At 59.5% G+C, this 24013-nt stretch carries 20 protein-coding genes; 7 read left to right on the top strand and 13 right to left on the bottom strand.

From position 1 onward, the window contains the following. Window positions 1-110 precede the first annotated feature (110 nt). Both L6D63_RS13190 and L6D63_RS13185 read left to right on the top strand, forming a co-directional pair. Complete coding sequence (locus L6D63_RS13190; RefSeq protein WP_095668649.1) at window positions 111-1592, top strand: methyl-accepting chemotaxis protein; 1482 nt, start codon at window positions 111-113, stop codon at window positions 1590-1592. A 188-nt stretch (window positions 1593-1780) separates the two neighbouring features. Next, window positions 1781-2146 (top strand): Mpo1-like protein, encoded by a 366-nt coding sequence (locus L6D63_RS13185; protein WP_047295495.1) that lies wholly within the window; start codon window positions 1781-1783, stop codon window positions 2144-2146. A 5-nt stretch (window positions 2147-2151) separates the two neighbouring features. Here L6D63_RS13185 and L6D63_RS13180 read toward each other — a convergent pair whose 3' ends face one another. From L6D63_RS13180 to L6D63_RS13170, 3 genes are all read right to left on the bottom strand, one after another. Continuing rightward, entirely contained in the window at window positions 2152-2946 is a 795-nt protein-coding gene (locus L6D63_RS13180; RefSeq protein WP_131671649.1) for an acyl-CoA thioesterase, read from the bottom strand. Window positions 2947-3166: 220 nt separating this feature from the next. Next, the gene (locus L6D63_RS13175; protein WP_095668647.1) at window positions 3167-3931 is read right to left on the bottom strand and encodes a CHAD domain-containing protein; all 765 of its coding nucleotides are present in this window, start codon (window positions 3929-3931) and stop codon (window positions 3167-3169) included. A gap of 79 nt (window positions 3932-4010) precedes the next feature. Further along, a complete protein-coding gene (locus L6D63_RS13170; protein ID WP_041069470.1) occupies window positions 4011-4289 on the bottom strand; it encodes a hypothetical protein in 279 nt (92 codons plus the stop codon). Between the two features lie 216 nt (window positions 4290-4505). Between L6D63_RS13170 and L6D63_RS13165 the strand changes: the two genes are divergently transcribed. Continuing rightward, the gene (locus tag L6D63_RS13165; protein WP_047295500.1) at window positions 4506-5543 is read left to right on the top strand and encodes a patatin-like phospholipase family protein; all 1038 of its coding nucleotides are present in this window, start codon (window positions 4506-4508) and stop codon (window positions 5541-5543) included. 141 nt (window positions 5544-5684) lie between these two features. Here the strand turns inward: L6D63_RS13165 and L6D63_RS13160 are convergent, their stop codons facing one another. The 6 genes from L6D63_RS13160 to kdpF form a co-directional block, all read right to left on the bottom strand. Next, window positions 5685-6383, bottom strand: coding sequence for a response regulator (locus L6D63_RS13160; RefSeq protein ID WP_047295501.1), 699 nt, complete (start codon window positions 6381-6383; stop codon window positions 5685-5687). Between the two features lie 48 nt (window positions 6384-6431). Continuing rightward, entirely contained in the window at window positions 6432-9083 is a 2652-nt protein-coding gene (locus L6D63_RS13155) for a sensor histidine kinase (RefSeq protein WP_131671650.1), read from the bottom strand. A 130-nt stretch (window positions 9084-9213) separates the two neighbouring features. Beyond that, window positions 9214-9759, bottom strand: a complete 546-nt coding sequence (gene kdpC, locus L6D63_RS13150; RefSeq protein ID WP_047295505.1) for a potassium-transporting ATPase subunit KdpC — start codon at window positions 9757-9759, stop codon at window positions 9214-9216. Between the two features lie 131 nt (window positions 9760-9890). Beyond that, the gene (gene kdpB, locus L6D63_RS13145; RefSeq protein ID WP_131671651.1) at window positions 9891-11948 is read right to left on the bottom strand and encodes a potassium-transporting ATPase subunit KdpB; all 2058 of its coding nucleotides are present in this window, start codon (window positions 11946-11948) and stop codon (window positions 9891-9893) included. A gap of 10 nt (window positions 11949-11958) precedes the next feature. After that, window positions 11959-13653, bottom strand: coding sequence for a potassium-transporting ATPase subunit KdpA (kdpA, locus tag L6D63_RS13140; RefSeq protein WP_095668644.1), 1695 nt, complete (start codon window positions 13651-13653; stop codon window positions 11959-11961). A gap of 8 nt (window positions 13654-13661) precedes the next feature. Continuing rightward, window positions 13662-13751 (bottom strand): K(+)-transporting ATPase subunit F, encoded by a 90-nt coding sequence (gene kdpF / locus L6D63_RS13135; RefSeq protein ID WP_007963673.1) that lies wholly within the window; start codon window positions 13749-13751, stop codon window positions 13662-13664. Window positions 13752-14177: 426 nt separating this feature from the next. Between kdpF and eat the strand changes: the two genes are divergently transcribed. The 3 genes from eat to L6D63_RS13120 all read left to right on the top strand — a co-directional run bounded on the left by eat (window position 14178) and on the right by L6D63_RS13120 (window position 16643). Beyond that, complete coding sequence (gene eat, locus L6D63_RS13130) at window positions 14178-15542, top strand: ethanolamine permease (RefSeq protein WP_095668643.1); 1365 nt, start codon at window positions 14178-14180, stop codon at window positions 15540-15542. Between the two features lie 220 nt (window positions 15543-15762). After that, complete coding sequence (locus L6D63_RS13125; RefSeq protein WP_003226857.1) at window positions 15763-15930, top strand: DUF2897 family protein; 168 nt, start codon at window positions 15763-15765, stop codon at window positions 15928-15930. Window positions 15931-16085: 155 nt separating this feature from the next. Then, a complete protein-coding gene (locus L6D63_RS13120) occupies window positions 16086-16643 on the top strand; it encodes a TetR/AcrR family transcriptional regulator (RefSeq protein ID WP_095668642.1) in 558 nt (185 codons plus the stop codon). Here L6D63_RS13120 and fabF read toward each other — a convergent pair. From fabF to L6D63_RS13100, 4 genes are all read right to left on the bottom strand, one after another. After that, a complete protein-coding gene (fabF, locus tag L6D63_RS13115) occupies window positions 16640-17914 on the bottom strand; it encodes a beta-ketoacyl-ACP synthase II (RefSeq protein WP_131671652.1) in 1275 nt (424 codons plus the stop codon). The genes L6D63_RS13120 and fabF overlap by 4 nt on opposite strands. Before the next feature lie 17 nt (window positions 17915-17931). Then, the gene (locus tag L6D63_RS13110; RefSeq protein ID WP_131671653.1) at window positions 17932-18729 is read right to left on the bottom strand and encodes an SDR family NAD(P)-dependent oxidoreductase; all 798 of its coding nucleotides are present in this window, start codon (window positions 18727-18729) and stop codon (window positions 17932-17934) included. A gap of 212 nt (window positions 18730-18941) precedes the next feature. Further along, window positions 18942-19277, bottom strand: a complete 336-nt coding sequence (locus L6D63_RS13105) for a ComEA family DNA-binding protein (RefSeq protein ID WP_131671654.1) — start codon at window positions 19275-19277, stop codon at window positions 18942-18944. Between the two features lie 110 nt (window positions 19278-19387). Continuing rightward, the gene (locus L6D63_RS13100) at window positions 19388-21382 is read right to left on the bottom strand and encodes a polysaccharide biosynthesis protein (RefSeq protein WP_047295521.1); all 1995 of its coding nucleotides are present in this window, start codon (window positions 21380-21382) and stop codon (window positions 19388-19390) included. A 353-nt stretch (window positions 21383-21735) separates the two neighbouring features. Here L6D63_RS13100 and L6D63_RS13095 point away from each other — a divergent pair, with 353 nt between their 5' ends. Next, a complete protein-coding gene (locus tag L6D63_RS13095; RefSeq protein ID WP_047295523.1) occupies window positions 21736-23880 on the top strand; it encodes a glucosyltransferase domain-containing protein in 2145 nt (714 codons plus the stop codon). Window positions 23881-24013 lie beyond the last annotated feature (133 nt).

Here is a 24013-nt window from a genome sequence, read left to right as displayed (position 1 = left end):
TCCCACAGGGGGAATGCGTTCTTTTGATGTGTATCAAGATCCGCAGATCTGCATAGCGGCACAATGCTGGCACCTTGCCAAAACTGTTTCCGCTATCAGAGAAGACCTCCATGGGTGCCTGGCTTAGCAATATCTCGCTGAAATACAAATTCTGGGCGGTCAACGCGGTCGCCTTCGTCACCACTCTGTTGCTGGTGCTGTACGCCGTGCAACTGGAACAGCAGGCGCGCAGCCACGCGGCGCAGGCCTCCGCCCAGGCCCAGGCACAATTGCTCAAGGCCTGGCCGGCCGGGCAGGCATTGCCCAAGGCTGATCAGATTCTGACCTTCAAACGCGGGGAGGCGCCGCGCCTCAACGATCAGCCGGTGCTGGAGATCAGTGACAACAACGGCTGGAACGAAATCAATCACCTGCCATTGTTCGGCAATAACCCGTTAATGGGCGCCGAAGTGTTCAGCCGTGCCGACGGCCAGCAGGTGGCAGTCATTGCCTATGGTCCAAGCCTGGCGCAAGTGTTCAGTGAACGTTTTGCCAACTACGCGGTGGCAGTGTTCATCCTGATGCTGGCCATGCTCGGCGCTTCGCAACTGCTGATCCGCTTCCTGCTCAGCCAACTCAACACATTGAAAGACGTGATGCTGCATGTGGAGAAAAGCGGTGACCTCTCGGCTCGCGTGCCGCTGGCGTGCAAGGACGAAGTCGGGCAGATGGCCAACGCGTTCAACGCGATGCAGGCCGGTTACCAACGGGTGGTCACCACCGTCGCCAACACTGCGCGACAACTCGACGTCGGTGCCGCGCGCCTGGCGGCGAGCATGAACGAAGTGCGCCACGGCATGCTCGGCCAACAGAGCGAAACCGATCAGGCCGCCACCGCAATCAACGAGATGACCGCCACGGTTTATCACATCGCCCAGCACGCCGGCGCCACCCGCGATCTGTCGCAGACCGCCGATGGTCTGGCCGGCAGCGGTCAGCAAGTGGTCAGTCGCGTACAGCAATCGATTGCCGGACTCTCCAGCGGCGTGCAGCAGACCGCCGAAATGATCCAGCGCCTGGCCGAAGACAGCCAGAAGATCAACGGCGTGGTCAGCGTGATTCACAGCATCGCCGAGCAAACCAACCTGCTGGCGCTGAACGCCGCCATCGAAGCAGCCCGTGCCGGCGAGATGGGCCGCGGTTTTGCGGTAGTCGCCGATGAGGTGCGCAACCTGGCGAAACGCGTGCAGACCTCCACCGATGAAATCACCACCATGGTCTCGGCGCTGCAGGCCGGCACCCGCGATGCGGTGGACTTCATGCAGGAGAGTTCGTACAAGGCCGACGACTGCGTGCAGCAGGCACAGGAGGCTGGCGAGGCGCTGGCGGAAATCACTGGCGCCGTGGCGCAGATGCGCGAGAGCAACACGCAGATTGCGGTGGCGGCCGAGCAGCAGAGCCAAGTGGCGGAAGAGATGAATCGGGCAGTGGTGAGCATTCGTGATGTGACCGAAAACACCGTGCAGCAGACCGTGGATTCGGCGACCACCAGTAATGAGTTGGCGACGTTGGCCGGGGAGCTCAACAAGGCAATCGGGCAGTTGAAACTCTGAAGATCAAAAGATCGCAGCCTTCGGCAGCTCCTACAGGTATACGCATTTCAATGTAGGAGCTGCCGAAGGCTGCGATCTTTTTTTGTTCACCATTACTATGATGCCAATAGCCAACCTTGATTCGCCGCCCCACCCGCCCCGGCCTATTCTTCAAGCATGTGTTCAACATGGATCGAGGAGTAGTCAACATGGGCAAACGTCATCCCAACCTTCCCGCGTGGCAATGGCGCGCGTACCCGAACAATCACCAGCACCCGACCAATCTGGTGTTGCACCTGATCGCCGTGCCGTTGTTCATCGTCGCATTTCTGTTGATCGTGTCCGGAGTGTTCAGCCTGAGCCTGGCCAGTGTCGCCATCGGCGTAATCGGGATTGTCGCGGCGCTGGGTTTGCAGCGCCATGGCCACAGCCTGGAGGCGCAAGCCTCCGAGCCGTTCAGTGATCGCAAAGATGCCGTGTCGCGCTTGCTGGTCGAGCAGTTCCTGACCTTTCCACGGTTTTTCCTCAGTGGCGGCTGGTGGCGCGCCTGGCGGGAGCGCCATCGTCGGCACTGAGTGACTCAGGCAAAAATCGTCACGGTCTGGCGACTCATGGCGATCAACTCCCCCTCCGAGCTCCACAGCTTGGCGGCCACATGGCCGTAACCATCAGCCGCGTACTCGATATCCGCCAGGTATTTGCACCAGTCCAGGGTGCTCAAGTCGCGTAACGGCTGCACGAATTCAATGGTCCAGGTCAACGTGCTGCCCGGCGCCGGTTTCTTCAGATACGGCAACAGTGCCGGAGGCCAGGCATCCACCAGCGCCAGCAGATGCGCTTCATTGACCGGTTCTTCCTTGACGTCCCCACGCAAGCGCACCCAGCCGCCCATCTGCCGCGATTTATTGCCAGTGAACGGCATGCCGCCGACACTCCAGCGCATCGCCAGGTGCCGCATGAACTCCGGGGTCACGCCTTTGATATAGGGCAACTCCTGGCATTCGTCCCAGTGCTTCATCTCGGCTGCCGGATAGGCCGCCACCGCGACTTCCGAAGGCCGCGAAGCACCGAAGCTGCCTTGCACAATCGTCACCACCTGACCGTTCTGCAGGGCACGGCCCAGCACTTGGCTGACTGCTTTGCCTTCACGCAGCACATCGACTTCGAAACGCACCGGAACGTCCGGCTCGACCGGGCCGACAAAGGTGATCGCCAACGAACGCACCGGGCGATCGGCCGGCACCTTCGCGCGCATGGTTTCGTATTGCAACGCCGCGACCAGGCCGCCAAAACTGGCCCGGCCCTGACCCCACTCGGCGGGAATGGTCACTTCTGGCTGGCGACGAACCGCCTCGAGCAGATCGGAAAAGCGCATGACAACCTCGGCAAGCGAAAAAGGAATGCAGCGATCTTAACCAGCATGGCAGAGCGCCGCAGCGTCTATTCCGGTCAAATGGACTGACAGAAAGGCCTTACCCCGATTTCCCATTCAAACAAAACCCCTGCAGGCGCTGCCGAAGGCTGCGATCTTTGTTTTTTAAAATCAAAAGATCGCAGCCTTCGGCAGCTCCTACAGGGGCCGGGTGATATCGAGGTTATTTGAAGCAGGCTGAACTGAGTTTTTCCAGCACCCGATCCGCCTTGGCCTCAGCCTTGATCAGGCCCGCCTGCCAGGTCGCGACGCAGGGTTGCAGATCGCTTTCCTGCTCGGCCCGCGCCAGCCACTGCCAGCAATCGTGCCAGTCGCCCAGCGCACCCTGCGCCGACTTCAGCCGCTCCAGCGCCGGCTCAGGCAGGCGATCCAGTTCCGGATAGGCTTCGATGCCATACCGCACGCGCTTGATCAGCAAGCGCAGACGATGCCGGTCATGGGCCGGATCGTGCAGGGCCTCGTCGAGTTTTTTCCATTGTTTGTGCAGGCGTTTTTCGATGCGTTTGCCCAGCCCCTTGAGCAGACCCTGCCGCTCGGAGGCACGCAAAAATCGCGGGAAAGCGTCGAGGATGATCAGCAGCGAAGCCACTTCGGCGCTGGCTGCCAAGGCTGGATAAGCTTCGTCCATTTGCGCCATGCGCCGCTGCGCCGCTTGCGGTTGATCATGCTTGAGCAGGTACGCCGCCAGCACCTCGCGGTCGCGCCACGGCGTGGTCAACTGCCCCACCGCGGATGCCGCACCTTCCAGTTGCTCGACCCCGGGCAAACCGCGCAAAGGCCGAAGCAGGCTGCGCAAGCGCCGTACCGTAGTGCGCAAGTCATGCAGCGCCTCGGGGTCGGTACGCGCAGTCAAGCGCGCCTGACAGGCCAGCAAACGCACTTCCAGACTCAGGACATGAGCCACCAACCGGTCAACCAACGCAGACATCACTTGCTCCTGATTCACATGGCTTGAAGGATGAGTCTGCCGTCAGAAGGCAGGCGCATCCTTGCGTCAAGTCAGCAGCTTAGCGTCCGGCGCGAGATTCGCGAATATAGAAACGGGCTTTCTCGGCCTTTTTGCTGCAGCCTTCGAAGCCTTCGAATTGCTGTTGAGTCTTGGCCGCCGTCAGCAACGACAGCGCCTTGGAGTAACTGACCGTGCCGGCAAAACCTTCGGCCTTGGCCAGGTCCAGTTCATGCCACGCCGCATCGAGCTGACTGCCACAGCTGTCACGATAAGCAGTCTTGCCAGCGCAACCGGCCAATGCCAGCGCAATCAACGGCACACAGATCCAGGCTTTCATCACTCACACCTCAAAATAGGTCAACAGTCGTGCAGGTAAGACGTTACGGCGCGGGAAAAGTGCCTTGGCGCCCCATGAATCTGCGGTGACCAAAGCATAGCGCCGAGTGATCACGCCGTAGCGAAAAACGACGCGCCTGCGGCCCCGAACGACCCTGACGATTGTCGCCCGCCCCCGGATGGGTGCATTGTGAAGCCTTGTCGGGGAGGAAGCTTGATGAAAAAGCGTGTCGCACTGGTGTTGGGCTCCGGTGGCGCCCGGGGTTATGCCCATATCGGAGTCATCGAAGAGATCGAAAGACGCGGTTACGACATTGCCTGCATTGCCGGTTGTTCGATGGGGGCGGTGGTCGGAGGAATCTATGCGGCAGGCAAGCTCGATCAGTACCGCAACTGGATCGAAACCCTCGACTATCTGGACGTGCTGCGGCTGGTAGACGTGAGCTTTCGTCTCGGGGCCATTCGCGGCGAAAAGGTCTTCGGACAGATCCGCAAGATCGTCGGCGAAATCAACATCGAAGACCTGCGCATCCCCTACACCGCGGTCGCCGCCGACCTCACCAACCAGCAGGAAATCTGGTTTCAGGAAGGCTGCCTGCATCAGGCGATGCGCGCCTCGGCGGCGATCCCCAGCCTGTTCACGCCGGTGATGCAGGGCAATCGGATGCTGGTGGACGGCGGCATTCTCAACCCGTTGCCGATTGTGCCGGTGGTGTCCAGCCACTGCGACCTGATCATCGCGGTCAACCTCAACGCCACCAACCAGCGGCATTACAAATTGCCGGTAATTCAGCGCCCGCCAGCCTTTCGTTCGCGCTTTGACAGCCTGCTCAGTTCGCTGGGTTCGAAGATGCCGTTCCGCCGCAAACAGGCCGAGCAATTGCTGCTGCTTGAACAGGAAGCCCTGCGTGCGGAGGCGGCGGACATCAACCCGTGGCTGGAAGGCAGCGAACCGGAAAGTCAGCAACCGGCAGCGGCACCCGAGCGCGAAGGCGCGCCGAAGTCCGCCACCGGCTCGTTCATCATCGACAACGTCGGACCGGCGTCACTGCTGGACTTGATCAACCAGAGTTTCGAGGTGATGCAGACCTCGTTGGCGCAATACAAGATCGCCGGCTATCCGCCGGACATCCTGATCAACGTGCCGAAGCGCGTGTGCCGGTTTTTCGAATTCTACAAAGCGCCGGAACTGATCGCGCTGGGGCGGGAGATTGCGCGGGATACGCTGGATCGGTATGAGAGTGAACAGGGTTGAAATCCCGGATGTCTGGCAGGGCCTCTTCGCTGGCAAGCCAGCTCCCACAGGGTTTTAAGGTGTTATTGAGATTTGTGTAGCACACCGGCCACTGTGGGAGCGGGCTTGCCCGCGAAGAGGCCAGACCAGGCAATACAAAAACTACAGACTGTTGTCACTCAACAACCGATACCCAACCCCCGCCTCAGTCACGATAAACCGCGGCCGGGTCGGATCATCCGCCAGCTTCTGGCGCAAATGTCCAACGACAATCCGCAGGTAATGACTGTCCTCGGTATGCGTCGGCCCCCAGATGTCCTTGAGCAATTGCTGCTGGGTGATCACCCGCCCCGGATGCCGTGCCAGCTGCGCCAGCACCGCGTATTCCTTGCGGGTCAGCGCCACTTCGGCGCCATCGAGCAACACCCGCCGATAGGCCAGATCCACGGTCAACGGGCCGAACGTCAGCGCCGCCTGTTGCGCCTCGCCGGCCGGTGCCTGACGCAACAACGCGCGGACCCGAGCGAGAAACTCCTGAATGCCGAACGGTTTGGTCACGTAGTCGTTGGCGCCGCCATCCAGCGCCTGGACTTTCTGCCCTTCGCTGGCCCGTACCGAGAGCACCAGAACCGGCGCGGTGGCCCACTCGCGAAACTCGCGCAGTACCTGCTGGCCATCCATGTCCGGCAGGCCGAGGTCGAGCACCAGCAAGTCGGGCTTGTTCAGCGCCGCCTGTGCCAGGCCTTCGGCCCCCGTGCCGGCCTCGAGCACTTTGTAGCCTTGTGAGGCGAGGCTGATGCGCAGGAATTTACGGATCTGCGGTTCGTCATCGATGACCAAAATGGTCGCGGTCTGGCTCATGAATTCACATCGACACAAAAGATTGGCAAGAGAGTAGCGCAGTCGCGATCAGGCTTCATGGTCCATCCCCGGTTGCGCCTGCAACGGCAGGTACAAGGTGATGCAAGTGCCGCGGCCGTCGATGCCGTCGGCGACGCTGATCCGCCCGCCATGCGCGCCGACCATGCCCTGACAGATCGCCAGCCCCAGACCGGTGCCCTGCCCGCCGCGATCGCCACGGGCGGCGGTGTAGAACATGTCGAAAATCTTCGCCCGCTCGTCCTCGGGAATTCCCGGGCCTTCGTCGCTGACGGAGAAGAAAATCTCTTCGTCATTGGCGCCGGCACTCAGTTGCAAACGACCGTGTGGCGGCGAGAAGCGCGCAGCGTTTTCCAGCACATTGACCAGCGCCTGCTCGATCAGCGCGGCGTGTACGAACAGCAGCGGCAACTCGGCCGGCACATCGGTGCTGACTTGCAACGGCGCGAGCACTGCACGCAGGCGATTGAGCGAGCTGCCGACGATGTCCGCCGGCGCTACCCAGTCGCGTGCCAGTTTCAACGCACCGTGACCCAGACGGGTCATGTCCAGCAGGTTCTGGATGTAGCGGTCGAGGCGTTCGGCTTCATCGCGCGTGCCTTCGAGCAACTCGCGGCGATCCTCCAGCGGGATCGCTTCGCCGAGGGCGAGCAAGCTGTCGATGCTGCCGCGCATGGCGGTCAGCGGCGTGCGCAGATCGTGGGATACCGAAGCCAGCAGCGCACTGCGCAATTGCTCGGTTTCGCCGTGCAGGCGCGCGGCTTCCAGATCGTCCGCCAGCTGCGCCCGGGCCAATGCCTGCGCCAGTGGCTGACTCAACGCGGTGAGCAGGCGTCGACGCTGCCCGCTCAAAGTCTGGCCCTCTTTGGCGCAGACCCCGAGCAGCGCCAGCGGCCCGTCTTCCACCGACAGCGGCCACCACCACCAGCGACCGAATGGCAGCGTGCCGGTGCCCATGCCCGCCGGTTGATCGTGCTGCCAGGCCCAGTCGGCGGCGGCACGTTCGGATTCGCTGAATTCCAGCGGCCCGCCGGTCTCGACTTTCCAGCCGCCCTGACCGTCGCGGTTGAGCAGGCACAATTGCAGATCACTCCAGCCATTGAGGTGCTGCGCGGCAGCGCTGATCACGGCCTGACGATCCGTCGCCGCCGTGAGTTTGCGCGACAGGTCGAGCAGCTCGGTGGTCTCTTCCTGCGTGTCGCGCAGCGCCTGCAACTGCCGTCGCTGACGCGCAGCGAGATTACCGGTGAGCGCCGCCATCAGCAGGAAGAACAGCAAGGTCAAAACGTCTTCTTCGCGCTGGATGGCGAAGGAAAAATTCGGCGGAATGAACAGAAAATCGTAAGTCAGAAACGATAGCGCTGCACAGGCCAGCGCCGGCCCCAGACTGCTGCGCACCGCCACCAGCAACACCGCCGCGAGGAACACCAGCGAGATGTTCGGCAGCGGCAAAATACTCGAGACCGCCCACGCCAGGGCACTGGCCAACAGCGTGGCAACCAGCGCCAACAGATAGTCGAACCAGACCAGCGTCGGCGTCGCCCGCAGACGCGGCTGCGGGTGTTCATGGTCGTTATCGAGGACGTTGATTTCCAGGCCGTGGGCCTGACGCAACAAACGCGCGGCGAGCCCACCACCGAACAGACGACGGCGCAGACTCGGCCGCGACTGGCCGACCAGCAGCAGACTCGCACGGCGTTCGGCGGCATGCTGGATCAGGGTTTTTGCCACTTCGCCGGCGCGCAACAACACCACCTCGCCGCCGAGGCGTTCGGCCAGTTGCTGGGCGTTTTGCAGGCGCAGGCGCGATTGCTCGTCGCGCACCGTGCCGTTGTCGACATGCACCAGACTCCACGGCAAATGCCGGCGCTGGGCCACCCGGCTGGCGTGACGCACCAGGCGTTCGGCATGCGCGTCGCCATCAACGCCGACCAGCAAACGCCCGCGTACCGCCGGAGCCGCCTGACCGAGTTGGCGATAGCCTTGTGCAAGATCGTTATCAACCTGCGCGGCCGCCGTTTGCATCGCCAGTTCACGCAGCGCGGTGAGGTTGGTCTGGGTGAAAAACGCATCGATTGCTGCCCGCGCCTGTTCCGGCACGTAGACCTTGCCTTCGCGCAGACGCTCCAGCAGCTCGCGCGGTGGCAGGTCGATCAGCAGCAGTTCGTAGGCTTCCTGCAGCACCCAGTCCGGCAGGGTTTCGCGCACCTGCACACCGGTGATGCCGCGCACCTGATCGTTGAGACTTTCCAGGTGCTGGACGTTGACCGTGGTGTAGACGTCGATGCCGGCGGCGAGCAGTTCCTGAATATCCTGCCAGCGCTTGGCGTGACGACTGCCCGGGGCGTTGGTGTGCGCCAGTTCGTCCACCAGTACCAGTTTCGGCTTAGCCGCAAGCAGACCGTCGAGATCCATTTCTTCGAGCATCACGCCTCGGTATTCCGAGCGCACCAACGGCTGCTGCGGCAAACCGCCGAGCAGCGCTTCAGTCTCCGCGCGGCCGTGGGTTTCGACGACGCCAGCGATGACTTTCACGCCCTGGCGCAATTGCGTGTGTGCGGCCTGGAGCATGGCGTAGGTTTTGCCGACGCCGGGAGCGGCGCCGAGGAAAATCTTCAGCCGACCACGGCCGTCGCGGGGCAGGTCTGCTAACAGCGCGTCGGCGCGGCCGGAGTCGCTCATGCTTGATGCTCTCTCTTCCTGATAGTTATGCGGTGTTCTCTTGGCCCTCTTCGCGAGCAGGCTCGCTCCCACATTTGGAACGCGTATTCCTGTGGGAGCGCGCCTGCTCGCGAATGGCCGCGCCGCCGAATTACAGCTTTTCCAGCGCCATGTTCAGCTCCAGCACATTCACCACCGGTGGCCCCACCAGCGGCTGTTCAATGTGCGCATCGAGCAGTTGCTGCAAGGTCGCCACCGGCAGGTTGCGCGCTTGCGCGACACGCGCCAGTTGATAGGCAATTGCCGCCGGTGGCAAGTGCGGATCGAGGCCACTGCCGGAGGTGGTCAGCAGCGCCAAGGGCACTGGCCCTTGGCCGGGCACCTGCAACTTGTTGGCGTCGTCGATCACCCGCGTGGCCAGCGCCGGATTGCTTGGTGCAAGGTTGCTGGCACTGCTGGACACGGTCGCAAACGCGCCCGCCGAAGGACGCGGATGGAACCAGGCATCACCGACGAAATCCTGGGCGATCAGCGACGAGCCGCGCACTTTGCCGTCGGCATCGTGCACCAGGCTGCCGTTAGCCTGTTCAGGAAAGGCGACCTGGGCAACGCCGGTCACCACCAGTGGATAGGCCACACCGGTGACCAAGGTCATCAGCACCAGCAGGCTCAGGGCCGGACGTAACATTGTGGACATTGCAAAATCCTCGAATTCAGAAAGCGGATACCGCGTTAATTCAGGTGGACCGAGTCGACTTCATCGCCAGCAGGCTGGCTCCCACAGGGGACCGCATTGCAACTGTGGGGGCGAGCCTGCTCGCGAAGGGATCACACCAGATGCAGCGCCGTCAGCAGCATGTCGATCGCCTTGATCCCCACGAACGGCACCAGAATCCCGCCCAGTCCGTAGATCAGCAGATTGCGTCGCAGCAATGCCGCGGCGCTCGCCGCCTGCACGCGCACGCCCCGCAATGCCAGTGGAATCAGCACCACGATGATCAGGGCGTTGAACACGATGGCCGAGAGGATCGCGCTCTGCGGACTGGTCAGGTGCATGATGTTCAGCACGCCCAGTTGCGGATAAATCGCGGCGAACAGCGCCGGCAGGATCGCGAAGTATTTGGCGACGTCGTTGGCGATGGAAAAGGTCGTCAGCGCGCCACGGGTCACCAGCAATTCCTTGCCGATCTGCACCACGTCCAGCAGCTTGGTCGGGTCGCTGTCGAGGTCGACCATGTTCGCCGCTTCGCGCGCGGCTTGCGTGCCGTCGTTCATCGCCATGCCGACGTCAGCCTGGGCCAGCGCCGGGGCGTCGTTGGCGCCGTCGCCGCACATGGCGACCAGACGGCCGTCGTTCTGTTCATGGCGGATACGCGCCAGTTTCTTCTCCGGAGTAGCCTCGGCGAGCACGTCATCGACGCCCGCTTCCGCCGCGATGGCCGCAGCAGTCAACGGGTTGTCACCGGTGACCATCACGGTGCGAATCCCCAGTTTGCGCAGCTCGGCAAAACGCTCACGAATGCCTGGCTTGACCACGTCCTTGAGGTGGATCGCACCCAGCAGTTTGCCGTCGGCGCAGACCAGCAACGGCGTACCGCCGCTCTGCGCGATCTTGTCGATTTCCCGCGACAGCGCCGGGGCCAGATCGGAGCGTTGTTGACCAAGGAAGGCCAGCAGCGAATCCACGGCGCCCTTGCGGTACACGCGGCCCTGATAGTCGACACCGGACAGGCGGGTTTCCGCGCTGAACGGTACGGCAGTCAAGGTATCCAGCGTTGGCTCGGATTGCGGGTGCAGACCGCGCAGGTATTCGACGATGGACTTGCCTTCGGCGGTTTCGTCCGCCAGCGAGGCGAACAACGCACCTTCGGCCAACTCGCGACCACTCACGCCCGGCGCGGCATACACCGCGCTGCAACGACGGTTGCCGAAGGTGATGGTGCCCGTCTTGTCCAGCAGCAGCACGTGCACGTCACCGGCCGCTTCCACGGCGCGACCGGACTTGGCGATCACGTTCAGGCGTACCAGACGATCCATCCCGGCAATACCGATGGCCGACAACAGGCCGCCGATGGTGGTCGGAATCAGCGTGACCAGCAGCGCCACCAGGAACACCAGCGGCAGGCTGCCGTTGGCGAAGTGGGCGAACGGTTGCAGGGTCACCACCACCAGCAGGAAGATCAGAGTCAGGCCGATCAGCAGGATATCCAGCGCGACTTCGTTCGGGGTTTTCTGGCGTTTGGCACCTTCGACCAGTGCGATCATGCAGTCGAGGGTCGACTCACCGGGGTTGGCGGTGATCTTCACCAGCAACCAGTCGGACACCAGGCGCGTGTTGCCGGTGACCGCCGAGCGATCGCCGCCGGACTCGCGAATCACTGGCGCCGACTCACCGGTGATCGCCGCTTCATTGACCGCCGCGATCCCTTCGATGACTTCGCCGTCACCGGGGATCATCTCTCCCGCTTCGACGCGCACCACATCACCTTTGCGCAGGTTGGCGGCAGGCACCACCTGAAAGCTGCCATTGGCCAGTTTGCGCCGCGCGCTGAGGCCTTCGCTGCCGGCCTTGAGGCTGTCGGCGCGGGCCTTGCCGCGCCCCTCGGCCAAGGCTTCGGCGAAGTTGGCGAACAGCACCGTGAACCACAGCCACAGAGCAATCTGCGCGGCGACGAAAGTCGGTACGACGTTGTCCGGGATGAAGCACAGTACGGTGGTGAAAATCGCCGTCAGTTCGACCACCAGCATCACCGGCGAACGCACCAGCTGGCGCGGGTCGAGCTTGACGAAAGCTTGCACCAGCGCCGGACGCCACAGGGCCGAGATCGCGGTTTTCGCTTGTTCCGGCGCCTTGACGGCGGCGGGTTTGATTGCGGGCATATTCATCATTGACTCCTTAGAAGCCCATGCTCAGATGTTCGGCGATTGGGCCCAATGCGAGGGTCGGCAAGAACGTCAGGCCACCCACCAGCAAAATGGTCACGGTCAGCAGCGTCACAAACAGTGGCCCGTGAGTCGGGAAGCTGTTCTGGCCAATCGGTGCGGTTTTCTTCATCGCCAGGCTGCCGGCCAGAGCCAGTACCGGCAGGATGTAGCCGAAGCGACCGATCAACATGCCCAGACCGAGCATCAGGTTGTGGAACGGCGTGTTGGCGCTCAGGCCACCGAACGCCGAACCGTTGTTCGCGCTGGCCGAGGTGTAGGCGTAGAGCAACTGGCTGAAACCGTGCGGGCCGGGGTTGCTGATGGTCGCCGCCGGGCCAGGCAGAGTGGCGGCAATCGCACCGAGCACCAGCACGCCGATCGGCATCACCAGCAAGGTCACCACCAGCAATTGCACTTCCCGCGCCTGCAGTTTCTTGCCGAGGTATTCCGGGGTGCGGCCGATCATCAGGCCGGCGAGGAACACCGCGATCAGCACGTTGAGCAACATGCCGTAGAGCCCGGCACCGACGCCGCCGAAGATCACTTCGCCGACCATCATGTTGACCAGCGCGACCATGCCGCTGAGCGGGTTGAGGCTGTCGTGCATGCCGTTGACCGAACCGTTCGACGCCGCAGTCGTGGTCACCGACCACAGCACGGTGGCGGTGGTACCGAAGCGTGCTTCCTTGCCTTCCAGCGGCGCGGTCTGTTCGACCGCGACATTGTTCAGCGCCGGGTTAGGCTGATATTCGGCCCACAGCGACGTCGCGCCGCCAATCAGGAACAATGCGAGCATGCAGGCGATGATCGCGCGGCTCTGACGCAGGTCTTTCACGTAATGACCGAAGGTGAACACCAGCGCCACCGGGATCAGGATGATTGAAGCGACTTCGAACAGGTTGCTCCACGCGGTCGGGTTCTCGAACGGATGCGCCGAGTTCACACCGAAGAAGCCACCGCCGTTGGTGCCCAGTTGCTTGATCGCAATCTGGCTGGCGGCCGGGCCGAGCGGGATCACTTGATCGACGCCCTGCATCGTCACCGCGTTCACATATTGCGCGAAAGTCTGCGGTACGCCCTGCCAGACGAGGTACAGCGCCAGCAGCAGGCACAGCGGCAGCAGGCCGTAAAGGGTGGCGCGGGTCATGTCGACCCAGAAGTTACCCAGAGTCTTGGTCGACTTGCGACCGATGCCACGGCACAGCGCAACCAGCACGGCGAGACCGGTGGCGGCACTGACGAAGTTCTGCACGGTAAGGCCGACCATCTGGCTCAGGTAACTGAGGGTCGCTTCACCGCTGTAGGACTGCCAGTTGGTGTTGGTCATGAAACTGACCGCGGTGTTGAACGCCTGGGTCCATTCCTGGCCCGGCAGGTTTTGCGGGTTCAGCGGCAAGTGATCCTGAAACAACAGGATCGCGAACAGCAGCAGGAAACCCGCGAGGTTGAACGCCAGCAACGCCAGCGTGTACTTCTGCCAGCTCTGCTCAGCCTGCGGATCAACCCCGGCAATCCGATAGCAACCGCGCTCGACCGGGCCGAGAATCGGTGTCAGCCAGGTGCGCTGACCTTCCATCACCTTGTAGTAAAAGCGCCCGAGGAACGGCGCCGGCAGCAAGACCACCGCAAAAAACGCGAGGATCAGCCAATAGTCATAACTGTGCATAGCCGCTCCTAGTTCCGATCCGCGCGCAACAGCGCAACCAACAGATAAATGAACAGCCCGGCTGCCAACAGCAGGGACACCCCGTCCAGAACGCTCATGGAAGATCTCCGTGTTACGGCGTATTGCCGCGTGTGGAGGCATTGTCGGAAAGGAGGCTGTAAAGGAACGAGAGCGAGGGGGGCAGCGACGCATAAAGAAAGCGTAAAGAGTGGGTTTATGCTGGCTTTACAGCGGGGTTTTGCAGCGTCAGATCGGGCCTCATCGCGGGCAAGCCCGGCTCCCACAGTTTTTTGCGTGGTCCGCAGAGTTTGATTCCAACGCCAAACCTGTGGGAGCGGGCTTGCCCGCGAAGACGGCAGCACTAACGACGTCGCACCCAACTGGCGCACGAAAATGTACCCATCCGGTAATGAACATCTTGGATAACGACAGCTTTCAGCCTATTGCGACCTGATTCACATGACTGGCACGCCCACTGCAAACGCCCTCCCCCGAGCTTTCCAAACCGTTCAGGGAGCATGCGCATGAACACACAACTCAAACCCACGCTGGGCACCTTGCACCTGTGGGGCATCGCCGTCGGGCTGGTGATTTCCGGCGAGTACTTCGGCTGGAGTTACGGCTGGGGCGTCGCCGGCACACTGGGGTTTCTGGTGACCTCCTTCATGGTCGCCACGATGTACACCTGCTTCATCTTCAGCTTCACCGAACTGACCACCGCGATTCCTCATGCGGGCGGGCCGTTCGCCTATAGCCGCCGAGCCTTCGGTGAAAAAGGCGGACTGATTGCCGGACTGGCCACGCTGATCGAATTCGTCTTCGCCCCTCCGGCCATCGCCCTTGCGATTGGCGCCTATCTGAATGTGCAGTTTCCGGCGCTCGACCCGAAACACGCAGCGGTCGGCGCCTACATCGTGTTCATGACCCTGAACATCCTCGGGGTGAAACTGGCGGCAACGTTCGAACTGATCGTCTGCGTGCTGGCAGTGATCGAATTGCTGGTGTTCATGGGCGTGGTCGCACCGGCCTTCAGCTTCAGCAGCTTTGCCCTGAACGGCTGGGCCGGCTCCGATGTGTTCGGTGCGCCGGCGATTGCCGGGATGTTCGCTGCGATTCCGTTTGCGATCTGGTTTTTCCTCGCCATTGAAGGTGCGGCGATGGCCGCCGAAGAGGCCAAGGATCCCAAGCGCACGATTCCCAAGGCCTACATCAGCGGGATCCTGACTCTGGTGTTGCTGGCGATGGGCGTGATGTTCTTCGCCGGCGGTGTCGGTGACTGGCGCACACTGGCGAACATCAATGACCCGCTGCCACAGGCGATGAAAACCGTGGTCGGCGACAATTCCGGCTGGTTGCACATGCTGGTGTGGATCGGTTTGTTCGGTCTGGTGGCGAGTTTCCACGGGATCATCCTCGGTTACTCGCGACAGTTCTTCGCCCTCGCCCGCGCCGGTTACCTGCCGGCGTCGCTGGCGAAACTCTCGCGCTTCCAGACCCCGCACCGGGCGATCATCGCCGGCGGCATCATCGGCATCGCCGCGATTTACAGCGACGGTCTGATCAACCTCGGCGGCATGACCCTTACCGCGGCGATGATCACCATGGCCGTGTTCGGCGCGATCGTGATGTACATCATGAGCATGCTCAGCCTGTTCAAACTGCGTAAATCCGAACCCAATCTCGAGCGGACTTTCCGTGCGCCGTGCTATCCGTTGATCCCGCTGATCGCGCTGGTGCTGGCGGTGGTGTGCCTGATCGCCATGGCTTGGTTCAATGCGCTGATCGGGCTGATTTTCCTTGGTTTCATGGCAGTCGGTTTCGGCTACTTCATGCTTACCGGTCAGTTGCGCGCTGACGCTCCGGCCGATGCCATGCTAACGGGGCGATAACCCATCATGTAGGAGCTGCCGAAGGCTGCGATCTTTTGATCTTGTTTTTGAAAAAGCAAAGTCAAAAGATCGCAGCCTTCGGCAGCTCCTACAGGGAATTAAGGTGCGGCTTGGATATCGGGCCTAGAATGGAACCACTGCGAAGTCATTTCGCTCATAAGTGGTATGCAGCGTCGCTGGCGAACCCTCGCCCGCCAAGTTGCCATTAAGGAGAGCCGTTATGCCCTGGTATGCCTGGTTGATTCTGGTCGTTGCAATCGGCTCGATCGTTGGCGGATTGATGATGTTGCGCGACACCGCCAACAAGGTCGAACTGACCGATGAGGAACGCAAGCGCGTTGCGCAGCGCAACGCCGAAGCGGACATCAAGGACGCGCAGGATCGCTGAACGAACCCCGCCGGATCAGGCGGGGTTTGTTTTTTGTGGAGCGTATTCCCCCAAGGATCATGTTGGACTCAGCCACACGCTTTTAAGAAGTAGAAGTACAGTCACCATTTCATTTACCTTGGTTAAGATGGTGGTCTTGTTGCGGAGAGTTCCACATGCGTTACTCGCAAGATCATAAAGCTCAAACCCATCAGCGGATCATCAAGGAAGCCTCGGCGCGATTTCGCAAAGACGGCATCGGTGCCACCGGCCTGCAACCCTTGATGAAAGCACTGGGGCTGACCCACGGCGGCTTTTATTCGCACTTCAAATCCAAGGACGAACTGGTCGAAAAAGCCTTGCAAGAGGCGAGTGCTCAAGTCGATGGCCTGTGCGCCGAGATCTTTGCTCAGGAACAGCCGCTGCAGACGTTTATCGACACCTACCTGTCCGAATGGCATCAGACCTCCCCGCACGAAGGCTGTCCGCTGCTGACCATTTCCTCAGAGCTGGGTCTGCGCGGCCAGCCGAGCCCGACCAGTGATGCGGTACTCAATGCCCGACTGAGTCAAATCGAAGGCACCCTTGAGGGCGACAACGGCGCCGACCGGGCCATTGTCATCATGTCGACGCTGGTCGGCGCGCTCTTGCTGTCACGCAGTGTCGCTGACGCCGAGTTTGCCCAACGCATCCTCGACGTCACGCGCGATCACCTCAAGCAATCGCAGGACTAAGCCTGCCAACGCTTGAACAGCACACTGGCGTTTACCCCGCCGAAACCGAAACCGTTGGACAGGGCATACTCGATCGGCATCGACCGTGCCTGACCATGAACAATGTCTACACCCGCACTCGCCGGATCGGGATTATCGAAGTTGAGCGTCGGCGGGACGACCTGATCGCGGATGGCCAACAGGGTGAAGATCGCTTCCAGTCCGCCGGCAGCACCGAGCAAATGCCCGGTGGCGGATTTGGTCGAAGTCACGGCGATTTTATTCTCCGTACCGAACAGTGCCTTGATCGCTGCCAACTCACCAAGATCACCCACCGGCGTTGAAGTCGCATGCGCATTCAGATGCTGCACCTGCTCCGGCGCAACACCTGCCTGAGCCAACGCCAACTGCATCGCCCGTCGCGCACCGCTGCCATCTTCCGGCCCGGCAGTGAGGTGATAGGCGTCGGCAGTGGTGCCATAACCGACCAGCTCAGCCAACGGTTGCGCACCGCGTGCCAGTGCATGCTCCAGCGACTCGATCACCAGCAGCCCGGCGCCTTCGCCCATCACGAAACCATCGCGACCGCTATCAAACGGCCGTGAAGCTCGTTCGGGGGTGTCGTTGTAACCACTGGACAGCGCCCGCGCCGCGGCAAAACCGGCCAGACTGACCCGATCAATACAGGCTTCCGCTCCGCCACAAACCGCGATGTCCGCTTCACCGGCACGAATCATCCGCGCAGCGTCGCCAATCGCCTGGACCCCGGCAGCACAAGCAGTCACCGGTGCGCCGAGCGGGCCTTTCAAAGCGTGCTGGATCGACACATGTCCGGCCGCCAGATTGACCAGAAACGATGGGATGGTGAACGGCGACAGACGACGCGGGCCACGACTGTCCGTAGTGCGTACCGCGTCGGCTATTGCACCGAACCCGCCAACACCGGAGCCGATGATCGTCGCAGTGCGTTCCTGATCCTTGGCCTGGGACGGCTGCCATCCGGCTTGCGCCAGCGCCTGGCGTGCCGCTTCCATGGCAAACAGGATGAAGCGATCCATCTTTTTCTGCTCTTTAGGTGGCGTGGCAAGGTCCGGATCGAAACCGGCCTCGACGTCCTCCGCCGCCGTTGGCACCATCCCGGCGACCCGGGTCGGCAAATCTGCGCTCACCGCGTCCGGCAAATTGCGCAAGCCCGAGCGCCCGGCCAGCAAGCGCTGCCAGACCCTCTCGACGTCACTCCCCAAAGGAGAAACCAGACCCATACCGGTGACAACAATTCGACGCTGACTCATACCGCAGTTACCTCTGATCAATTTTTGTAGCGTTCAGCCGCCGAGCTGCGCGACAGATTCGGTGCCATGACATGCCGCGCGCGCACGAAGGCCTGCCATTCACCCTCATCCGGCAGCGACGGGATGGTAATCAACTCGCCCTGATCCAGACCGGCCAGCGCCGCATCAACCATCTCGCCAGCCTCCATCACCATCTCCGCCGGAATACCGCTGGCGTCGATGCCCGAGCGTTCCCAGATTTCAGTGCGAGTAACCCCGGGCAGCACCGCTTGCACTTTCACGCCAGTACCTTCGAGCTCGGCGTTGAGCGATTGAGTCAGGCTCAACACGTAAGCTTTACTCGCGCTGTAGGTGGCATTGAAGCGCTCCGGAAACAGCGCCACCACCGAGGCAATGTTGATGATCGTGCCACGTCCGGCCTTGGCGAAACTGGCGGCGGCTGCCGAGGCCAGCAACGTTACGGCGGTGACGTTCAACTGGATCAGACGCTCCAGTTGCTCGGCATCGGAGTTGGCCAGCAGGCCATCGGCCGCCACCCCGGCGTTGTTCACCAACAGCGTGATGCTTGAATCACTGCGCAGGCGTTGCTGGAGTTTGAGGACATCGTCCTTTTGCGTCAGATCGGCTTTGAGCACTTCGACCTTTACACCGTGCGCTTCGCGCAACTCGCCCGCAGCGCTTTCAAGACGCTGTTGATCGCGTGCCACCAACAGCAAATCAAAACCACGCGCTGCCAGCCGCTGCGCGTAGATGGCACCGATACCGGACGATGCGCCAGTGACGACGGCCGTACCTTGAGACTGGACTGAACTCATGAGAGCGCTCCTGAAACATATTGGGAGATAGGCCTCCAACGCTCACTTGCCTGGAGGTGATGGAAATTATTATAGGCATAATCTCAAGACAATATGATACCCATAATTTTCAGCTCGCCGACAGACGCGACGGTGCTCCCTCTGTCGCATCTCTGCCACCAGAAAGCAGAAAGGCCGGTCAATGACCGGCCCCTTGGCGTTGAATAATCAGCTTAGTTCACTTCCAGCTTGTCGCGATTGCGATCCAGGATCGCCTTGCCGATGCCCTTCACTTCCAGCAACTCATCCACCGAGGCGAATGGCCCGTTAGCATCACGATACGCAACAATGGCTTTGGCCTTTGTCTCGCCAACGCCGACCAATTGTTTTTGCAGAGTGGCTGCGTCGGCACCGTTGAGATCGACTTTTTCAATGGTAGACGTCGCAACGGTATCGCTCACCATCGTTGCCTTTTCCGCGTTCGGGACAACGGCAGGTGCCGCCACTACAGCGATTGAAGCACTGGTGAGCAAAGCAAAAACCAGAGAGTAGAAAAAACCGGTACGCATAAATGACGCTCCATCATCGTTTGAGAAAGCAGCTTTTCCGAAGCTGCTCTCCAAACTTAGGCGATGGTTGGCGGGTGTCAAAAATGCGTCTATTACAGGATGTGAAACAATCAGGGTTCGAGACGGCGTTGTTGATAGATCCAGTCGACGATTTCGCCGTCCGGGGTGTAGCCGCTGACAGTTTCGCGCAGCAACTGGCGCACTCGTGAGTAATCATCATTTTCGACGGCGACGAGCAATTCGTGCAGGCGAGACTTGAGTACATCCCAGGGAAGGTGATCCTCGTTGGCGGACATGATCATCGGATGGGGTGTTGCTGCTACGTTGTCGCCGATCAACAGCTCCTCGTAGAGCTTTTCACCTGGCCGCAAGCCAGTGAACTCGATGGAAATATCGCCCTGCGGGTTGCGCTCGGAGCGAATGCTCAAGCCCGACAGGTGGATCATTTTTTCTGCCAGCTCGACAATTTTGACCGGTTCGCCCATGTCCAGCACGAAGACATCGCCACCCTGCCCCATGGATCCGGCCTGTATCACCAGTTGCGCGGCTTCCGGGATCGTCATGAAGTAGCGAGTTATCTTGGGATGGGTGACCGTCAGCGGGCCGCCTGACTTGATCTGGCTGTGAAACAGCGGGATCACCGAACCCGACGATCCCAGCACATTGCCGAAACGCACCATGGTGAAGCGGGTTTTATTGACTCGGGACACGTTGGAACTGTCGCCAAACAATACCGGCGCTATCTCACGGCTGAGCGCCTGAAGAGTCAACTCGGCCAAACGTTTGGTGCTGCCCATTACATTGGTTGGACGCACGGCCTTGTCAGTGGAAATCAATACGAAGTTCGATACGCCAGACTGCAATGCGGCCTGAGCAGTATTGAGCGTACCGATAACGTTATTCAGGACACCTTCAGCAATATTGTGCTCGACCATTGGTACATGTTTATAAGCTGCAGCATGGTAAACCGTATCGACCTTCCACGTTTTCATCACGTCAAGCAGCTTGTCCTGATGACGGACCGAGCCGAGGATCGGCAGCAGTTTGACGGATACCGACTCACGATAACCGCGCTGTTCCAGTTCCGAAAGAATGCTGTAAAGGTTGAATTCGCTGTGCTCAAACAAAAGAAGCGTGGTCGGTTGCAGGGAAAAAATCTGTCGGCACAGTTCAGAACCAATGGATCCACCTGCCCCGGTAACCATGACAGCCTTACCTTTGATGCAGTGCTCCAGCAGATCAGGCTGAGCCGGCACCGCATCGCGTCCCAGCAAATCGGCAATATCGACTTCCTGAATGTCTTGGACTCTCACTCGCCCGCTGGCAAGGTCGGTGAAATTGGGAACACTGCGCACGTGAAGCGGGAAGCCTTCCAGTAGATTGAGAATTTCCCGGCGTCGTGCACGAGTGGAGGACGGCAACGCGAGGAGAATTTCCTGCGCACCAGTCATGTCGATCATTTGCTGGATGTGTTTTGGCTTGTAGACCTGAAGGCCGGAAATCGAACGATCCGAGATGCCCGGATCATCATCGATAAAGGCCACCGGGCGCATTACCCTGCCCATGCGCAGTGCCGCTACCAACTGATTACCCGCAACACCTGCCCCATAAACAGCTACCTTGGTCAGCCCGTCGTCGCGATTGGTGAACGGCACATGCTGGGCCGCAGTAAACCAGTCCCCCATGAAATAGTGGCGCATGCACAAACGCAGGCCGCCAATGATCACTAGACTCAGCCACCAGTAATTGAAAATGATAGAGCGCGGCACGACCGCTTCATGATTGCTGTACCAGTACACGACCAGCGCCAGAATCAGTGAAGACAAACTGACCGCCTTGATGATCACCACCAGTGCGTCGTTGCCAAAATAGCGCATCACCGCCCGGTACATGCCAAACCGGATGAACAGCGGGATGGCCACGATGGGAGCACAGATGAACAGCCACAAGTGCACCCTGAACGGATTGACCATCTCGTCGATGCCCAGACGAACGATAAACGCCAGCCACAGCGCAAGCCAGACGAGACATACGTCAGTCAACACTTGAATCAATCGCTTCTGGCGACGAGGCAATCCCAGCAAGAATTCGCGCATTCTGTTCATACTCCCCTGTACCAATCTGGCCTGCTCCCTTCGGTTGAATCGGCGGTTGACATTGTACGGAGATAGAGAAGTACGTTACAGAAAAAAGAAGGGGGTGGAAAATTAAAATCATATCGATACGACAAAGTTTAAGCCAGGCAGAGCCGCCCCCCACCTCGTCTAACCGCTAGAAATTCCGAGCCGGATCCGAGCGCCCTGCTGCGGCAGTGGACATCAGCCGTTATACTGACCGGCGCCATTCTAGGCTCAGGAGGTCGGGCGTAACCGCCGGCAACGTGATTTGCCGCACCACCGCGTCTCAAACATCAAGCCCCCACTCGTAAAAATCAAATATAGGGAAGTGAGCAACGGTTATGCACACCGAGTTCAAGACAAAAGCAAAAGCCGTTTTTAAATGGGCTGTCCTCGGCGCAGCACTAACATTGGTGTTTACCTGGGTACTTCTGAAAAGCCCGATTTTAATGCCCACATTAAACATCGAAGTTGAGAACTTCCCTGCCGAAAAATCGCAGCTCTATTATAAAAAACTGACACCCTATAGCGAACAGAATTCAGTCTTCAAAAAAATCGATCCTTCAAGGACACGCTTTCAGTTCCAGCTACCATTTTATGACGACGAGCTTCGCTGGGATCCGTTCGATAATGCAGAAGCCTTTGATTTGAAATCGGTCAGCATCAGTCTATTGGCGTATCGTATGGATATTTCAATGGATGACGTCAATCCGTCCTTCCAGCTGCAGAAAACCTTCAGAAACAACCTTTATTTCTTTTCGGCACCGCCTGGATCGACAGACCCACAGATTACCATCCATATAAATAGCGCCCATCTTGAAAAGGTGCGTACATCTATCGCCTTCATGCTGGCAGCATTGCTCGCACTCGCTACAGTCGGCTGGATCATTTGGCATCCAATTATCCTGCCGTATTTTCAGAAAGAAAGCATCTGGGCAACACGCATAAAAAATGTGGCAAAAAACGATAACTTTTCATCGATTGAATTCATTACTCTTCTGTGCATCGGGATAGTTTTGAATCTGATCCCCATCAGCAATTTTTTCCTGTCCGTCGATGATGAAGTGGGCGCCTTTCGTACCGACCCATCGGTATGGATTGCTGACGGACGATGGACCGCGTTCCTTGTAGAAAAATTTATATTCCCGCTGCCAGTCTTACCTTTTGTCCCGAACCTGTTTTTCTATGTATGCCTCGCAGCTTCTTACATGCTGATCTTACGTTCGCACAATCTGACATTTACCAAGCTTACGGCATTCGCTTATTGCGTGTTTGTCGCCCATCCGATCTGGTGGTTCATCTCCGAGTTTTACTCTAACCTACCTTCCACAGGCCTTGGAGTTCTTTGCCTCTCCATCAGCCTTTACATTGTTTCTCGAGTTGATCTATCTACAGAAGCAAACAAAGCAAAATTTCTCGCACTCGCCTGTGCAAGTTTGTTACTCGCGGCGGCAATCGGTGCTTATCAGTCTCTGGTGATGTTCTACCTGGCGATCGGAATAGGCATGATAATATTTGCAGCCAAAGCCGACACAACGTCGCTGCCTGGTGGGCTTCGGCCTCTATTCAAGAGAATGGCTCTCATTGCAGCAGTATTCCTCTGCGGCCTGATTCTTTATGCGCTCATTAATAAAATTGCGAAACACTTTTACCCAGCAAATCCAGGCTATCTAGACAGCTTCCTGAAGCTGAACGCACTACTGGAAAATCCTTTACTCATCACGAAGCTGACCACTAATGAAATATTTAAAATTTATACTGGTTCAGCGCAGACTTTCGGGGTCGATTTTTTCATCTCTGCAATCATGCTCGGTCTCGCCACGTTACTTCTGATCACGCAGAGAACCTGGAAAGCCTCCGCGCGAATGATGCTTTTTATTGCAGCTCTTCTTATCTCGCCTTTCTTGCTAAATTTTGTAACCGGCGGGAACAATCTTCCACTACGCTCGATGCTGGCGGTTTCTTTCGTCAGCTGGTTTAGCGTCATGATTATTCTCGAGTATCAAGGCCGAATTCGAGCGCTTGGCCTGGCTTTGAGCGCCATATTGATATTCCAGATAGTAACGATTAATGGGCAGTACACAGCCAGCACTCTGCTCGCAACCAGTCATGATCGATTTACAGCTGAAGAAATATATAAAAAAATAGCCGAGTCCAACCCTCATTTCGACCGAAATGCACGAGCACATATCGATATATTTGGAAAGATGTCATTTAACACTCGCTACCCGTCCCCCGACTCGTCGACCATGAGTGCTTCATTTTTTGACTGGGACGATGGCAACGCAAATCGAATGATCAAATACATGCAGCTTGTTGGATTCCGTAATGTTTTTCCTCTCCAGCCGGTTGATCGGATAGCGCTGACGCCGAAGTTTAAGGATATGCCGGTCTGGCCTGCGCCAGGTTCTGTTCGTCTGGACAATGGTATCTATCTGATCAAGCTGTCAGAAAAGCCCGACCCCATCCACGCCCAGTATCAATAGGCAGTCAGCGGCCTCTGCGCACGGAGCTCGCTCGGAGCTCCGTTCTGCGCACCAAGACTGCCATTTTTATTCATTGCACATCGCGTACGAACGGCGTGGATTGGCCCGACATAGGCGGCAATATCTGTAGTAA

Origin of the sequence: Pseudomonas parakoreensis (genome assembly GCF_021602155.1) — a bacterium.
Classification (GTDB): Bacteria; Pseudomonadota; Gammaproteobacteria; order Pseudomonadales; family Pseudomonadaceae; genus Aquipseudomonas; species Aquipseudomonas parakoreensis.
This window is presented reverse-complemented; position numbering and strand designations above follow the sequence as displayed.

Coding starts and splice junctions, on each gene's coding strand:
- L6D63_RS13190 (WP_095668649.1), top strand. CDS start 111: ATGGGTGCCTGGCTTAGCAATATCTCGCTGAAATACAAATTCTGGGCG.
- L6D63_RS13185 (WP_047295495.1), top strand. CDS start 1,781: ATGGGCAAACGTCATCCCAACCTTCCCGCGTGGCAATGGCGCGCGTAC.
- L6D63_RS13180 (WP_131671649.1), bottom strand. CDS start 2,946: ATGCGCTTTTCCGATCTGCTCGAGGCGGTTCGTCGCCAGCCAGAAGTG.
- L6D63_RS13175 (WP_095668647.1), bottom strand. CDS start 3,931: ATGTCTGCGTTGGTTGACCGGTTGGTGGCTCATGTCCTGAGTCTGGAA.
- L6D63_RS13170 (WP_041069470.1), bottom strand. CDS start 4,289: ATGAAAGCCTGGATCTGTGTGCCGTTGATTGCGCTGGCATTGGCCGGT.
- L6D63_RS13165 (WP_047295500.1), top strand. CDS start 4,506: ATGAAAAAGCGTGTCGCACTGGTGTTGGGCTCCGGTGGCGCCCGGGGT.
- L6D63_RS13160 (WP_047295501.1), bottom strand. CDS start 6,383: ATGAGCCAGACCGCGACCATTTTGGTCATCGATGACGAACCGCAGATC.
- L6D63_RS13155 (WP_131671650.1), bottom strand. CDS start 9,083: ATGAGCGACTCCGGCCGCGCCGACGCGCTGTTAGCAGACCTGCCCCGC.
- kdpC (WP_047295505.1), bottom strand. CDS start 9,759: ATGTCCACAATGTTACGTCCGGCCCTGAGCCTGCTGGTGCTGATGACC.
- kdpB (WP_131671651.1), bottom strand. CDS start 11,948: ATGAATATGCCCGCAATCAAACCCGCCGCCGTCAAGGCGCCGGAACAA.
- kdpA (WP_095668644.1), bottom strand. CDS start 13,653: ATGCACAGTTATGACTATTGGCTGATCCTCGCGTTTTTTGCGGTGGTC.
- kdpF (WP_007963673.1), bottom strand. CDS start 13,751: ATGAGCGTTCTGGACGGGGTGTCCCTGCTGTTGGCAGCCGGGCTGTTC.
- eat (WP_095668643.1), top strand. CDS start 14,178: ATGAACACACAACTCAAACCCACGCTGGGCACCTTGCACCTGTGGGGC.
- L6D63_RS13125 (WP_003226857.1), top strand. CDS start 15,763: ATGCCCTGGTATGCCTGGTTGATTCTGGTCGTTGCAATCGGCTCGATC.
- L6D63_RS13120 (WP_095668642.1), top strand. CDS start 16,086: ATGCGTTACTCGCAAGATCATAAAGCTCAAACCCATCAGCGGATCATC.
- fabF (WP_131671652.1), bottom strand. CDS start 17,914: ATGAGTCAGCGTCGAATTGTTGTCACCGGTATGGGTCTGGTTTCTCCT.
- L6D63_RS13110 (WP_131671653.1), bottom strand. CDS start 18,729: ATGAGTTCAGTCCAGTCTCAAGGTACGGCCGTCGTCACTGGCGCATCG.
- L6D63_RS13105 (WP_131671654.1), bottom strand. CDS start 19,277: ATGCGTACCGGTTTTTTCTACTCTCTGGTTTTTGCTTTGCTCACCAGT.
- L6D63_RS13100 (WP_047295521.1), bottom strand. CDS start 21,382: ATGAACAGAATGCGCGAATTCTTGCTGGGATTGCCTCGTCGCCAGAAG.
- L6D63_RS13095 (WP_047295523.1), top strand. CDS start 21,736: ATGCACACCGAGTTCAAGACAAAAGCAAAAGCCGTTTTTAAATGGGCT.